Consider the following 14562-nt stretch of genomic DNA (forward strand, 5'->3'; position numbering starts at 1 on the left):
CGCTTGTCTTCAATAATCGCATACAATACGGTTCTTGTATCGTATGCAAGTTTGATGAATTATCGCACACGAGATGGCGCGGAAAGCGCCACGATGGTCACAGAGGCGGCAACGAAACGGCATTCCCCGGTACGCAGCGCGGGCCGGCGGCGAGCAACGAAAAAGGGGAGAGTTCGATGAAGAAGGCCTGGCTGCTGGCGGCCGTTGCCGCCTTTGCGCTGAATGGCGCGGTCGAAGCGAAGACGCTGAAATGGGGCGCGTCGCGCGAGATCGCCTCGCTCGACCCCTATTCCTATGGCGAGACCTTCACGCTCGCCGTGCTGAACCACGTCTATGAAGGGCTGGTGCGCTATACCGGCGATCTCAAGATCGAGCCGGCGCTGGCGGAATCCTGGGAGACGGTGACGCCGACGACCTGGCGCTTCAAGCTGCGCAAGAACGTCAAGTTCCACAACGGCAATCCGTTCACGGCCGACGACGTCATAGCCTCGCTGGCGCGGGTCACCCACGACACCTCGCCGCTCAAGGGCAATCTGCCAGCCTATAAGAGCTCGAAGAAGATCGACGACTACACGGTCGAGCTCGAGGTCAACGGCCCCTATCCGCTGCTGCTGAACGACCTCACCAACATCTTCATCTTCGACAAGGAGTGGATGGAGGCGAACAACTCGCTGCTCCCCACCGATTCCGGCAAGGGCGTGAAGGGCTACGCCACCGACAACGCCAACGGCACCGGTCCGTTCAAGATCGAGAGCCGCCGCGTCGACGCCAAGACGGTCTTCGCGAGGAACCCGGACTGGTGGGACAAGCCGCAGCACAATATCGACGTGATCGAGTTCACGCCGATCACCTCGTCCTCGACCCGCGTCGCGGCGCTGCTCTCCGGCGAGATCGACTACACCAATGTCGCGCCGCTGCAGGATCTGCCGCGCCTCTCGGCCTCCAACGAGGTCAAGGTGCTGCAGACCAATGAACTGCGCTCGGTCTTCTTCGCTTTCAACCTGACCGACAAGCTGGTCGAGAGCGACGTCAAGGACAAGAACCCCCTCAAGGACATCAAGGTGCGCGAGGCGCTCTACCGCGCCATCGACATCGACGCCGTGCAGAAGCGGGCGATGCGCGGCCTCTCGCGCAACACCGGCGCGCTCGTCGCTCCGGCGATCCCCGGCTACGAGCCCTCGCAGGATGAGCGCCTGCCCTTCGATCTCGCCGGCGCCAAGAAGCTGCTGGCCGAGGCCGGCTATCCCAATGGCTTCTCCTTCCTGATGAACTGCCAGAGCGACTCGCTCGTCAACGAGGAGGAGTTCTGCCAGGCGGTGGCGGCGATGTGGTCGCGCGCCGGCCTCAAGCCCAATCTCAGCCTGGCGCCGCGCAGCCAGCAGACGCCGAAGCGGGTCAAGGGCGATTTCGACGTGATCTCCTTCGGCTGGGCCAATGAGCCGATGATCGACGCCTATTCGATCCTGGTGCAGGTGCTGCGCTCCAAGAGCGGCACGGGCGGCGTGTTCAACTGGGGCAATTGGGGCGATCCGCGCATCGACGCGCTGGTCGACAAGGCCGGCGTCGAGCTCGATACGCCAAAGCGCATCGCGCTGATGAAAGAGGCGCTGAAGATCGCCAAGGCCGAGCAGCTCTTCATCCCGCTGCACCAGCAGCCGATGGCCTGGGCGATGCGCAGCACGGTCACCTCCACCGTGCAGGCCTCGGACAACAAGCCGCGGCTGTGGCTCACCATGATGAAGTGAATGGATTGGCGTCATGGCCGGGCTTGACCCGGCCATCTCGGAAACCAGCGCCTTACCGTCCTGAGATTCTCGGGTCTTCGCTTCGCTACGCCCGAGAATGACGACGGAAGACAGGAGCAACCGATGCCGGCCTTCCTTTTCAAGCGCTTCCTCAATGCCGCCGGCGTCATGCTGGCGGTGGCGTTCCTGGCCTTCCTGACCTTCCGCTTCGTCGGCGATCCCGTCGAATTGATGCTGAACGAGCAGGCGAGTCAGCAGCAACGCGACGAGCTGCGGACACGGCTCGGGCTCGACAAGGGCTTCGTGCTGCAGTTCGCGACTTTCGTCGGCAACGCCGTGCGCGGCGATTTCGGCATCTCCTATCGCAACCAGCAGGAGGTATTCACGCTGATAGCGGAGCGCTTCCCCGCGACCTTCGAGCTGGTGCTGGTCGCGACCTTCCTGTCGCTCGCAGTCGGGATTCCGCTCGGGGTCTACACCGCGATCAAACGAGACAGCCTGCTCGCCAAGGCGCTGCAATTCATCTCGGTGCTCGGCGTCTCCCTGCCCAGCTTCGCGCTCGGCATCCTGTTCATCCTGGTCTTCTCGGTGAACCTGCAATGGCTGCCGGCCTTCGGCCGCGGCGAGGTCGTGCAGCTGGGCTGGTGGAGCACCGGGCTGCTGACCGCCTCCGGCCGCAAGGCGCTGATCCTGCCCGGCATCACGCTCTCGCTCTTCCAGATCACGCTGGTGATGCGGCTGGTGCGGGCCGAGATGCTGGAGACGATGCGGACCGATTTCATCCGCTTCGCCAGGGCGCGCGGCCTGCCGGCCCGTGCCGTGAATTTCCGCCACGCCCTGCGTAACTGCCTGATGCCGGTGATCACGGTGACCGGGCTGCAGATCGGCAACCTGATCGCCTTCGCGCTGGTCACCGAGACGGTGTTCCAATGGCCGGGCATGGGCATGCTCTTCGTCCAGGCCGTCACCTTCGTCGATATCCCGGTGATGGCGGCCTATCTGATCGTCGTCTCCTTCATCTTCGTCTCGCTCAACACGCTGGTCGACCTGACCTATGCCTGGGTCGATCCGCGCCTGCGCGAGGACGCGCTTTCGGGAGGCGCCAATGCCCGCTGAAGCCGCCAAACCCGGCCGCCTGCGCCGCTTCCTCGACAGCGACATCGGCTGGAGCTTCCGGCGCACGCCGGCGGCCTGGCTCTCGACGCTGGTGCTGGCGATCCTGATCCTGACCGCGCTGTTCTGCCCGCTGATCGCGCCGCAGAACCCGCACGACCTCGCCCAGGTCTTCATCGACAAGGCCGAGATTCCGCCGATCTGGTCGGCGGACGGCGAATGGCCCTTCCTGCTCGGCACGGATCCGCAAGGGCGTGACGTCTTCTCCGCCATCCTCTACGGCACGCGGGTCTCGCTGATCATCGGCTTCTCGGCCGTTATGGTCTCGATGGTGATCGGCGTCTCGCTCGGCCTCGCTGCCGGCTTCTATGGCGGGCGGATCGACAATCTCCTGATGCGGCTCGGCGACACCGTGCTGTCGATCCCGACGCTGCTGATGGCGATCCTGGTTTCGGCGATCTTCCGCGAATTGCTGCCGCCCGGCCTGCGCGATCCCTTCGCCGCGGCGGTTCTGGTCGTCTCGATCGCGCTGACCAGCTGGGTGCAATACGCCCGCACAGTGCGGGCCTCGACCATGGTCGAGCGGCGCAAGGAGTATGTGCTGGCGGCGCGCATCATCAAGGTGCCGGCCGGCCGGATCATGCGCCGGCACATCCTGCCGAATACGCTGACCCCCGTGATGGTCGCAGCCACGCTCAATCTCGGCCTCGCCATCCTGTCGGAAGCGACGCTCTCTTTTCTAGGCGTCGGCATGCCGATCACCCAGCCCTCGCTCGGCACGCTGATCCGCATCGGCAACCAGTATTTGTTCTCCGGCTCCTGGTGGCTCGTCGTCTTCCCTTCGCTGCAGCTCGGTCTGATCGTGCTCTCGGTCAACCTGCTCGGCGACTGGCTGCGCGATGCGCTGAACCCGAAGCTGCGCTGACGACAAGAAACCAAAGAGGATACGCCTGCGATGACCGCTTCCCTGCTGCTCCGCAATGTCCGTCCCTATGCCGGCAAGGCCGTCGATCTCCTGATCGAAAACGGCAAGGTCTCGCAGGTTGGCGCCAACCTGTCCGCGCCTGCCGGCATCGCGATCGAGGACGGCAAGGGCGACATCGTCATCCCCGGCCTGGTCGAGGCCCACACACATCTCGACAAGAGCCTGCTCGGCCTGCCCTGGTACACCAACGAGGTCGGCCCGAAGCTGCTCGACAAGATCGACAATGAGCGGATGAACAAGAAGCGGCTCGACATCGATCCCGAGCGCCAGTCCGCCCGCCAGAGCATTCTCTCTTCGCTCAAGGGCACGACCCATATCCGCAGCCATGTCGATGTCGACACCGAGCACGGCATGTGGGGCGTCGAGGGTGTGATGAAGACCCGCGACGCCTATCGTGACATCGTCGACATCGAGCTCGTCGCCTTCCCGCAATCGGGCCTGTTGCGCCGGCCGGGCACGCTCGAACTGATGGATCAGGCGATGAAGGCCGGTTGCGAGATCGTCGGCGGGCTCGACCCCTGCACGATCGACCGCGATCCGAAGGGCCATCTCGATGCCGTCTTCGGGCTCTGCCAGCGCTATGGCAAGCCGCTCGACATCCACCTGCACGAGCCGGGCGAAGTCGGCGCCTTCTCGCTTGACATGATCATCGAGCGCACCCGTGCGCTCGGGATGAAGGGCAAGGTCACGGTCAGCCACGCCTTCTGCCTGGGCACGCCCGACCCGGCCCTGATCGATCCCTTGATCGATGAGCTCGCCGCGCTCGACATCGCGATCATGACGACGGCTCCGGCGAGCCGTCCCGCTCCTCCGGTGAAGAAGCTGCTCCAGGCCGGCGTGCGCGCCTGCTCCGGCTCCGACGGCATCCGTGACACCTGGAGCCCCTATGGCAACGCCGACATGCTGGAGCGGGCGATGTTCGTCGGGCTGCGCAACAATTTCCGCCGCGACGATGAGGTCAGGCTGGCGCTCGACGTCTGCACCACGCAAGGCGCCAAAGTGATGGAGATCGAGGGCTATGGGCTCGATGTCGGCTGCGTCGCCGACCTCGTCCTGCTGCCGACCGAGTCGATCGCCGAAGCCGTCGCGACCCGCCCGGCGCAGCGCCGCGTGATCAAGCGCGGCAAGATCGTCGCCCGCGACGGCGTCTCGATCAGGACCGCACCGTGAGCCTGCAAGCCAAGAAGCGGCCGGAAGGCCGCATCCTGATGACCGCGCGCTGGGTGGTCGGTCACAAGGACGGCCGCCATCGGCTCTATGAGAACGGCGAGGTCGTGTTCGAGAACGGCGAGGTCGTCTTCGTCGGCCACGGCTTCCCGGGCGAGGTCATCAGGCGCATCGACTACGGCCATGCCCTGATCGGGCCAGGCTTCATCGATTGCGACGCGCTCTCCGACCTCGACACCACCATTCTCGGCTATGACAACCAGCCGGCCTGGAAGAAGGGCCGCGTCTGGCCGCGCAGCTATATCGAGGCCGGCCCCTACGAGATGTATACGCGTGAGGAGCTGGCCTTCCAGAAGCGCTATGCCTTCTCCCAGCTGATCCGCAACGGCATCACCACGGCGCTGCCGATCGCCTCGCTGTTCTACCGCGCCTGGGGCGAGACGGTGCAGGAGTTCGAGGACGCTGCGGAAGCCGCCGCCGATCTCGGCCTGCGCGCCTATCTCGGCCCGGCCTATCGCACCGGCAACCAGCTGGTCGAGACCGACGGGCGCATCGTCACCCATTATGACGAACCCCGCGGCCTCGCCGAGCTCGACGGCGCCATCGATTTCGCGGGGCGACATGAAGGCGCGGCCGGTGGGCTGATCCGCGCGATGCTCGCGCCCGACCGCATCGAGACCTCGACCGCCGAGCTGTTGCGCCGCACCGCGGCTGCCGTTCGCGAGCTCGATGTTCCCGTCCGGCTCCACTGCTGCCAGTCGAAGATCGAATACGACCTCGTTCTCGCCCAGCACGGCATGAGCCCGCCGGAATGGCTGGAAAGCCTCGGCTTCCTCAATGAGCGCTGCCTGCTGCCGCATGGCACCGTCGTCTCCGGCAGCCGCCTGGTCGACCGTCCCGGCCGCGACCTCGAGATCATCCGCGATTCCGGCGCCAACATCGTGCACTGCCCGTTGGTCTCGGGCCGGCACGGCAACGCGATCAACCATTTCGGCAGCTACCGCGCCATGGGGCTCAACATCGCTATGGGGACCGATACCGCCCCGCCGGACATGGTGATGAACCTGCAGACCGGCATGATCCTCGCCCGCACTATGGCCGGCAATGTCGGCGCCGTGCGCTCCGAGGATTATTACGACGCTGCCACCATCGGTGGCGCGAATGCGCTGCAGCGGCCTGATCTCGGCCGCCTCCAGCCGGGCTCCCGCGCCGACATCACCGTATTCGCGTTCGACCGGCCACATAGCGGGCAGGTGATCGACCCGATCCAGACGATGCTGCTGACCGGCCATGGCCGCGACTTCGTGGCGGTAGTGATCGACGGCCGCTTCGTCATGGAGAACCGGGCCATCCCCGGGCAGGACGAAGCTGCCGACAACATCCGCGCCCAGAAGCAGTTCGAGGGCGTGATGGCACGCTATCCGGAACGCACAGCGGGCCATCCGCCGATGAGCGAGATCTTCTCGTCGAGCTACCAGGTCGAACGTAAGGGAGACGCCGCGTGAACGCCCAGCCAGCGCTGCTCTCGGTCCGTGACCTGCGCATCGTCTTCGACGGGCGGCACGGCCCGCTGACGGCGCTGGACGACATCTCCTTCGAGATCGCGCCGGGCGAAATCCTCGGAGTGGTCGGGGAGTCCGGCGCCGGCAAGTCGTTGACCGGCACGGCGGTGATCGGCCTGCTCGACCCGCCGGGGCGCCTGGCCGGCGGCGAGATTCGTCTTTCCGGCCAGCGTATCGACAACCTGCCGGCCGAGGCGATGCGCAAGCTGCGCGGCCGCCGGATCGGCGCGATCTTCCAGGACCCGCTGACCTCGCTGCACCCGCTTTTGACCGTCGGCGAGCAATTGATCGAGACGATCACCACCCATCTGCCAGTCGGCAAGGCAGAGGCTCGCAAGCGGGCGCTTGATCTCCTGAAGGAGGTCGGCATCCCCGCCGCCGAGACGCGGATCGATCATTACCCGCACCAGTTCTCCGGCGGCATGCGCCAGCGCGTCGTCATCGCGCTCGCGCTCTGCGCCGAGCCGACGCTGATCATCGCCGACGAGCCGACGACGGCGCTCGACGTCTCCATCCAGGCGCAGATCACCACCCTGCTGAAGCGGCTCTGCCGCGAGCACGGCACCGCGATCATGCTGGTGACCCATGATATGGGCGTGATCGCCGAGACGGCTGATCGCGTCGCGGTGATGTATGCCGGGCGCGTCGTCGAGATCGGCCCGGTCGAGGAGGTGACGCGCCGGCCGCGCCATCCCTATACCGCCGGTTTGATGGCTTCGATCCCGAGCGTGCATCGCCGCAATGCCGAGCTCAACCAGATCGACGGCTCGATGCCGCGGCTGAACGCCATTCCCACCGGCTGCGCCTTCAATCCGCGCTGCGGCTTCGCCACCGATCTCTGCCGGCAGACCAAACCCGGCCTGCCGGTTTCCGGCCATGCTGCGGCCTGCCATTTCCCGCTCCAGGAGGCGGCCCATGGCTGAGGCGAACACCATCCTCGAAGTCACCTCGGCCTCGTGCCGCTTCGACGTCTCGGCGCCGGCCCTGTCGCGCCTGTTCTCGCATGAGCCGCGCCGCGTGCTGCGCGCGGTCGAGAACGTCTCGTTCAGCGTCGCGCGCGGCACGACCTTCAGCATCGTCGGCGAATCCGGCTGCGGAAAGTCGACGCTGGCGCGCATGGTCGTCGGCCTGCAAAGGCCGACGCAGGGCATGCTGGATTTCAAGGACATCAAGCGCGCCGACGGCTCGTTCGGGCCGCCGCGGGTGCAGATGATCTTCCAGGACCCCTATGCCTCGCTCAATCCGCGCTGGCGCGTCGGCGACATCATCGCCGAGCCGATCCGCGAATTGAAGCTGCGCAAGGATGAAAGCGAGACGGCGACGCGCGTCGGCGACCTCCTCGAAATCGTTGGCCTGTCGCGGGCGGATGCGAGCCGTTTCCCGCATGAATTCTCGGGCGGCCAGCGCCAGCGCATCTCGATCGCAAGGGCGCTGGCGACCGAGGCCGACTTCCTCGTCTGTGACGAGCCGACCTCGGCGCTCGATGTCTCCGTGCAGGCGCAGATCCTCAACCTGATGGTGCGCCTGCAGAAGGAATTCGGGCTGACCTATCTGTTCATCAGCCACAATCTCTCGGTGGTCCGGCACATGTCGGACCATCTCGCCATCATGTATCTTGGCCGCTTCGTCGAGAGCGGGCCGGCGGAAGAGGTGTTCGGCCGGCCGCGCCACCCCTATACGCGGCTCCTCCTCGACACGATCCCCGATGTCGAGAAGCCGAACCGCGAGCGCCGGCCGATGTCGGGCGAGGTGCCGAGCCCGATCGCGCCGCCGCCGGGCTGCGCCTTCCATCCACGCTGCTCGCAGGCGGTCGAGCGCTGCCGCACCGAGGCGCCGGCGCTGCGCCGCGAGGGCGAGCTGGAGATCGCCTGCCACTTGGCGTGAGTTTCTCCAGCATAGAGTCCCGCCGTCATTCCGGGGCAGGCCGCAGGCCCGAGCCCGGAACCCAGAACCGATGTGTTATCCGACAAAGGCCGACGGTAGAGCACTCGTGACAGACCGGCATCGGTTCTGGGTTCCGGGCTCGCCGCTACGCGGCGCCCCGGAAAGACGGCGTTGTGCTCAGCAGAAATCGAAGTCGACGCCCTCGTCGGCCTGAAGTACGTGCGCGTCATAGAGCCGGTCATAGCCCCGGCGCTCCCTTACGGGGGCGGGTGGCAAGGCAGCCCGCCGCGCCTCAAGCTCGGCCGTATCGACCAGCAGGTCGAGCCGACGCTCGGCGACGCTGAGCCGGATGCGATCGCCATTACGGACGAGGGCAAGCGGGCCCCCGACTGCGGCCTCCGGCGCGACATGCAGCACGATCGCGCCATAGGCGGTGCCGGACATGCGGGCGTCCGAGATGCGGACCATATCCTTGACGCCCCTGGTCGCGAGCTTGCGTGGGATCGGCAGATAGCCGGCTTCCGGCATGGCGGCAGCGCTCTTTGGGCCGGCATTCTGCAGGACGAGGACATCGTCCGGGCCGACATCGAGATTGGGATCGTCGATGCGGGCTGCGAGGTCTTCGAGCGAGGAGAAGACGACGGCGCGGCCTTCATGCTCGAGCAGGCGCTTCTCGGCCGCGGCGCGCTTGACGATGGCGCCGCGCGGCGCGAGCGAGCCGAAGACGGCGACGAGACCGCCATCAGGATCGACTGGCTCTGATCGCGAGCGGATGATCGTGCGGTCGAGCTGGTCGATCAGAGGCTCGTCGATCAATTCGCCCAGTGTCCTGCCTGTGACCGTGAGGCAGTCGAGATGCAGCAGGCCGCGCAGTTCCTTCAGCACGGCCGGCACGCCGCCACCGGCAAAGAAATCCTCCATGTAGTTGTCGCCGACCGGCTTCAGGTTCACCAGCACCGGAGTCTCGTCGGAGAGCTGGTTTAGCCGGTTGAGGTCGACCTTGATGCCGGCGCGGCGGGCGATCGCGGTGAGATGGACGACGGCATTGGTCGAGCCGGAGATCGCCAGCAGCACGCGCCAGGCGTTCTCGATTGCCTGCTCGGTGACGATCTGGCGCGGCAGCAGCTTTTCCGTGCCGATCAGTTCGACGGCGCGCTTGCCGCTCTCCTCAGCGTTACGGAGCCGGTCGGCATGGACGGCCGGGATCGCGGCCGAGCGTGGCAGAGCGAGTCCCAGTGTCTCGGCGATGCAGGCCATGGTCGAGGCGGTGCCCATCACCGCGCAAGTGCCGGCGGTGGTCGCGAGCCTTCCCTCGACCACGTCGATCTCCTCCTGGTCGATCTCGCCGGCGCGGAAGCGGGCCCAGAAGCGGCGGCAATCGGTGCAGGCGCCCAAGCGCTCGCCCTTGTGCCGGCCGGTCGACATCGGCCCGCCGACGAGCTGGATGGTCGGGACATTGGCCGAGAGTGCCGCCATCAATTGCGCCGGCACGGTTTTGTCGCAGCCGCCCATCAGCACGACGGCGTCGATCGGTTGGGCCCGGATCATCTCCTCGGTGCCCATCGCCATCAGGTTGCGGAACTTCAGGCTGGTCGGGTTGAGGAAGACCTCGCCGAGCGAAATGGTCGGGAACTCGACGGGGAGGCCGCCGGCCATCAGCACGCCGCGCTTCACCGCCTCCAGCAGTTCGGGGAAATGCCGATGGCAGTTGTTGAAGCCGCTATAGGTGTTGGCGATGCCGACGATGGGGCGGGCCAACGCCTCGTCGGAATAGCCCATTGAGCGAGCGAAGGAGCGGCGGAGATAGGCGGCGAACTCGGGGTCGCCATAGTTGGTCAGCCCGCCGGCGATGCCGCGCCCCTTCGGTTCCTCGCCCGCCATGCCCGCTTCTCCCTCGACTTGTTCTCAAGAAGAAGCTTGCCGGGATCGCCGGCGCTGTCGAGGCCGCCCCATGCAGGGCGGCCTCGCGCTGGGGTCAGTAACCGAGGGCGCAGCCGTCCTTGCGCGGGTCGGAGCCGCCGGTCAGCGTGCCTTTCTCCCAGTCGATCCAGATCGCCTGGGCGCCGCCCATCGGTGATTTCGGGACCTCGACCTTGAAGCCGCGCGCGGTGAGGGCCGCGCCGACGCTCTCGCGCAGGCGCCTTTCGGTCTCGACGGTGTTCGTGCCCGGCAGCGGGAAGAGGCGTGGCAGATCGATCGCCTCCTGCAGGTCGAGGCTGTGGTCGAACAGCTTCGCCAGGAAATGCGCGTGGCCCATCGCCTGATAGTGTCCGCCCATCACGCCGAAGGGCATGACGACGCGGCCGTTCTGCGCGAGCATGCCGGGGATGATGGTGTGCATCGGCCGCTTGCGCGGGGCGATCGCGTTGGGGTGCCCCTGCTTCAGCACGAAGCTCTGGCCGCGGTTGTGGAACAACACGCCGGACTTTTTGGTCATCAACCCGCTGCCATAAGGCGAGAAGATCGAGTTGATGAAGGAGACGGCGTTACGGTCCTTGTCGACGACGCTGATGTAGACCGTGTCCTTGTGCTCGGCGCCGCCGGGGATGACCGGGAGCGGATCGAGCGCACGCTCCGGATCGATCATGCCGGCGAGCTCGTCGGCGAGCTCATCCGAGAGCAGATGCTCGACCGGCACCTGCGCCTTGGCGGGGTCGGCGAGGAAGCGGTCGCGGGCGGCATAGGCGAGGCGGGTCGCCTCCAGTTCGACGTGCAGATTCTCGACCGCGAGCGGGCCGCCCTTCGGCTGGAAGCGCTCGAGGATCTTCATGATCAGCAGGGCGATGACGCCCTGGCCGTTCGGCGGGCACTCATAGACGGTGCGGCCGCGGAACGTGGCGCTGATCGGCGTGACGTATTCGCCCTCGGCCGCGGCGAAGTCGTCGGCTGTGTGCAGGCCGCCGGCAGCCTGGAGATAGTCGACCATCTCCCTGGCGATCTCGCCGCGATAGAAGGCGTCGCGGCCCTCGCGGCCGATCGCCTCAAGCGTCTCGGCGAGGGCCGGTTGGCGCTGGACAGTGCCGGCCAGCGGAGCCTTGCCGTCGACCAGGAAGGTCGCGGCGGCATTGGCGTCCTTGATCAGCAGCTCGTGCTGGGCGGCAAGGTCATAGGCGACGCGCGGCGTCAGCGCATAGCCGTCACGGGCATAGGCGATGGCGGGCGCGAGCACCTCCGCGAGCGGCAGGCGGCCATGGTCCTTGTTGAGCCGCGTCCAGGCGTCGATCGCGCCGGGCACGGTGACGACATGCGGGGAGTGCCGCTCCAGCGTGGTGATGCCGGCCTTCGCGTACCAATCCAGCGTCGCCGCGGCGGGCGTGCGGCCCGAGCCGTTATAGGCGAGGATGTCGGTCGAACCGCCGCGCGAATAGAGCACGAAGCAGTCGCCGCCGACGCCGGTAGAGCCGGCCTCGACCACGCATTGCACGGCGCAGGCGGCGATCGCCGCGTCGATCGCGTTGCCGCCGGCCTTCATGATGTCGAGCGCAGTGAGCGTCGAGGCGGGATGCGAGGTCGCCGCCATCGCATTGCGGCTGATGGCGAGGGAGCGGCCGGGAAGCTCGAGATCACGCATGGAAGAGGCTTTCATGGGAATTTGGCCCGCGCTCGTCGCCGGCCATGGGGAAGGAGCCGAAGGGCGCTCAGCCCTTGCGCAGATTGGTGAAGACCGGGACGCCGTTCAGCATGCCCGTCAGGTTCTTGCGATAGGCGACCGGCTGCAGGTACTGGCCGGCCGGGACGTAAGGCACGTCCTGCATCGCCTGGAGCTCGATCTCGCGGGCGATCGCCTTCTGCTCGGCCGGGTCGGCAGCGGTCAGGAAGCGGGCGCGCAGCGCCTCGATCTGCGGGCTATCGGGCCAGCCCGGGCTGCCCTTGGCGCCGTTGCCGCGCAAAGGCGAGCTCGTTGCCGGCGAGCCGAGATCGAGCCCGGCCCAATAGGTGACATAGCAGCTCCAGCCGCCCTGCTCGACCGGGTTGCGGCTGCTGATGCGCTGCAGGACAGTGCCCCAGTCGGCCGCGACGAAGTCGACATTGACGCCGATCTTGCGCAGCGCATCCGCGGCGACGTCGCAGACCAGGGCGATGCGCGGCACGTCCTGCGCCGCAAGGAACACGGCGCGCTCGCCCTTGTAGCCGGCGGCGGCGAGCTCCTGCTTCAGCTTGCCGAAATCCTTCGGGCCCTTCAGGGCCTTGGCCGCGACGTCGGACGCCATCGGCGAGTTGTTCGGGAAGAAGCCGATGCTGCCGCGCTCGACCTGAGGATCGCCGCCGCACACCGCGTTCATGCATTCTTCCTGGTCGATCGCCTGGAGGATGACGCGGCGCACCGCCGGATTGTTGAAGGGCGGCTGCAGATGGTTGAGCCGGAGCTGCCCGGCCATTCCGGTCCGGTCCTTGACCTCGACGACGATGTTCGGGTCCTTCCGCAGCAGCGGCAGCAGGTCGATGATCGGCTGCTCGACCCAGTCGACCGCGCCGGTCTGCAGCGCTGCGACCGCGGTCGCAGCATCGGGCATGACGGTGAATTCGACGCGGTCGAGATAGGGCGTGCGCGGCCCGGCGGTGAAGCTCGGCGTGCCGCTGGGGCGCGGGACGTAACCCTCGTGCCGGGCATAGACATGGCGGGCGCCGGCGATGCGATCGGCGGTGAGATAGCGATAGGGACCGCTGCCGATCGCCTCGGGGATCTGCTTGAACGGGTCGGTCTGGGCGAGGCGCTCCGGCATGATCGCGGCGACGAGCGCGCTCGGGCGGGCGAGCGCCGCCGGCAGCTGCGGGAATGGCGCCTTCAGGCGGAAGACGATGGTGCGATCATCCGGCGCCGAGATCTCGTCGGTCGCGGCCATCAGCGCCTGGCCGAAGGTGTCGCGGGCGCCCCAGCGCTTGATCGAGGCGACGGCGTCGCGCGCCAGCACCTTGCTGCCATCGTGGAAGACGAGGCCGGGCCGCAGCGTCAGCGTCCAGCGTTTGCCGTCCTCCTCGACGACATGGCCCTCGACCATTTGCGGCTGCGGCTGGAACTGCTCGTCGAGCCCGTAAAGCGTGTCCCAGACCAGCAGGGCGTGGGTGCGCGTCGAATAGCCATTGGTCCAGATCGGATCGATGATCGCGACGTCGGAATAGGGCACGAAGCGCAGGGTCTTGGTGTCCTGCGCGCTGGCGAGATGCGGCGCGGCCGGCAGGAAGACGGCTGCAGCCGAGGCTTTCAGGAACTGGCGTCGATCCATTGTTGATCCCCTCGTTGTTTTGGCTGGCCCTCGGGCGTCCTCGGGAGCGCGGCCTTCTGGCGAGCCGCTGCGTCGTTTGGTTCAGATCTGGGCGCTGGCCGGCAAGGTCGATGGAATTCCGGCTGCCTGGCCGCGGCTGCGCAGGAACTCGGCGAGGCGCGGCGCGGTGCGCAGGACGTGGTCGCGCATCACCGCCTCGGCGTGCTCGGCATCGCCGGTCCTGATCGCCTCGACGACCTCGTCCTGGCGCTCGGTGGCATGGGCGGGCTGGGCGACATGGTGGAGCCAGACGCGCATATAGGGCTCGACGGCGATGTGCAGCGCCGCGATCTGGGCGATCAGCTTGGGCCGCTGGCTCAGCCTGCAGATATAGGCGTGGAATTCCTGGTGTTTGCCGAGCCAGTCGGTGCCGCCGGCGGCGCCGGCGCGATGCATGCGGACGACATGGTCGTCGAGTTCTGCCAGCGCCGCTGCGTCGAAGCGCGGCATGGCCAGGCGAACCGCCAGCCCTTCCAGCACCGAGCGGATCTCGAAGAGCTCGTAGATCTCCTCGATGGTCAGGCCCGAGACGACGCAGCCACGATTGGGGCGGATCAGGACGAGCCCTTCGTTGGCGAGGCGCTGGAAGGCTTCGCGCACCGGCATGCGGCTCATGGCGAGCTCGCGCGCGATCGTTTCCGGGATCAGGCGCTCGCCGGGCTGATAGCGACCGCTGCGGATGTCCTGGAGAATGGCGCGATAGGCCTCGTCCTGCGCCGTCGCAGCCATGCCTTTCGAGGCGAAGCTCATCCCGTTTCCCCGCAAGCCGTCTGCATTCGGTCAGCAACTCTGTATGAGTGTATCCACTATTACAAAGCTAGAATCGGACGACGCGCAAGGGG

11 protein-coding genes are annotated in these 14562 nt (G+C 67.0%); 7 read left to right on the plus strand and 4 right to left on the minus strand.

What is annotated here, in order from left to right; translation table 11 throughout:
* Positions 1-176: 176 nt before the first annotated feature.
* The 7 genes from AC1DS0_RS26855 (at position 177) to AC1DS0_RS26885 (ending at position 8456) form a co-directional block, all read left to right on the plus strand.
* A complete protein-coding gene (locus tag AC1DS0_RS26855) occupies positions 177-1745 on the plus strand; it encodes an ABC transporter substrate-binding protein (RefSeq protein ID WP_476817278.1) in 1569 nt (522 codons plus the stop codon).
* A gap of 123 nt (positions 1746-1868) precedes the next feature.
* Positions 1869-2861, plus strand: coding sequence for an ABC transporter permease (locus AC1DS0_RS26860; RefSeq protein WP_476817279.1), 993 nt, complete (start codon positions 1869-1871; stop codon positions 2859-2861).
* Positions 2851-3783 carry an ABC transporter permease gene (locus tag AC1DS0_RS26865; protein ID WP_152013344.1) on the plus strand — a complete coding sequence of 311 codons (933 nt, stop codon included), beginning with the start codon at positions 2851-2853 and terminating at the stop codon, positions 3781-3783. The genes AC1DS0_RS26860 and AC1DS0_RS26865 overlap by 11 nt, the downstream gene beginning before the upstream one ends.
* A gap of 30 nt (positions 3784-3813) precedes the next feature.
* Positions 3814-5013 carry an amidohydrolase family protein gene (locus AC1DS0_RS26870; protein ID WP_476817280.1) on the plus strand — a complete coding sequence of 400 codons (1200 nt, stop codon included), beginning with the start codon at positions 3814-3816 and terminating at the stop codon, positions 5011-5013.
* Between the two features lie 38 nt (positions 5014-5051).
* Positions 5052-6515: an amidohydrolase family protein gene (locus AC1DS0_RS26875; protein ID WP_476817371.1), complete on the plus strand. Its 1464-nt coding sequence runs from the start codon at positions 5052-5054 to the stop codon at positions 6513-6515.
* Positions 6512-7495: an ABC transporter ATP-binding protein gene (locus AC1DS0_RS26880; protein WP_476817281.1), complete on the plus strand. Its 984-nt coding sequence runs from the start codon at positions 6512-6514 to the stop codon at positions 7493-7495. Before AC1DS0_RS26875 ends, AC1DS0_RS26880 begins: the two co-directional genes overlap by 4 nt.
* On the plus strand, positions 7488-8456 hold the full coding sequence (locus tag AC1DS0_RS26885; protein ID WP_476817282.1) for an ABC transporter ATP-binding protein: 969 nt from the start codon (positions 7488-7490) through the stop codon (positions 8454-8456). The genes AC1DS0_RS26880 and AC1DS0_RS26885 overlap by 8 nt, the downstream gene beginning before the upstream one ends.
* 177 nt (positions 8457-8633) lie before the next feature.
* Here AC1DS0_RS26885 and AC1DS0_RS26890 read toward each other — a convergent pair whose 3' ends face one another.
* The 4 genes from AC1DS0_RS26890 to AC1DS0_RS26905 all read right to left on the minus strand — a co-directional run bounded on the left by AC1DS0_RS26890 (position 8634) and on the right by AC1DS0_RS26905 (position 14470).
* Positions 8634-10337 carry an IlvD/Edd family dehydratase gene (locus AC1DS0_RS26890; RefSeq protein ID WP_476817283.1) on the minus strand — a complete coding sequence of 568 codons (1704 nt, stop codon included), beginning with the start codon at positions 10335-10337 and terminating at the stop codon, positions 8634-8636.
* A gap of 94 nt (positions 10338-10431) precedes the next feature.
* Entirely contained in the window at positions 10432-12027 is a 1596-nt protein-coding gene (gene ggt, locus AC1DS0_RS26895) for a gamma-glutamyltransferase (RefSeq protein WP_476817284.1), read from the minus strand.
* Between the two features lie 67 nt (positions 12028-12094).
* Positions 12095-13681 (minus strand): ABC transporter substrate-binding protein, encoded by a 1587-nt coding sequence (locus AC1DS0_RS26900; RefSeq protein ID WP_476817285.1) that lies wholly within the window; start codon positions 13679-13681, stop codon positions 12095-12097.
* Between the two features lie 81 nt (positions 13682-13762).
* The gene (locus AC1DS0_RS26905; RefSeq protein ID WP_476817286.1) at positions 13763-14470 is read right to left on the minus strand and encodes a GntR family transcriptional regulator; all 708 of its coding nucleotides are present in this window, start codon (positions 14468-14470) and stop codon (positions 13763-13765) included.
* Between the last annotated feature and the right edge of the window lie 92 nt (positions 14471-14562).

This window comes from Allobosea sp. P4_H5 (assembly GCF_056400825.1).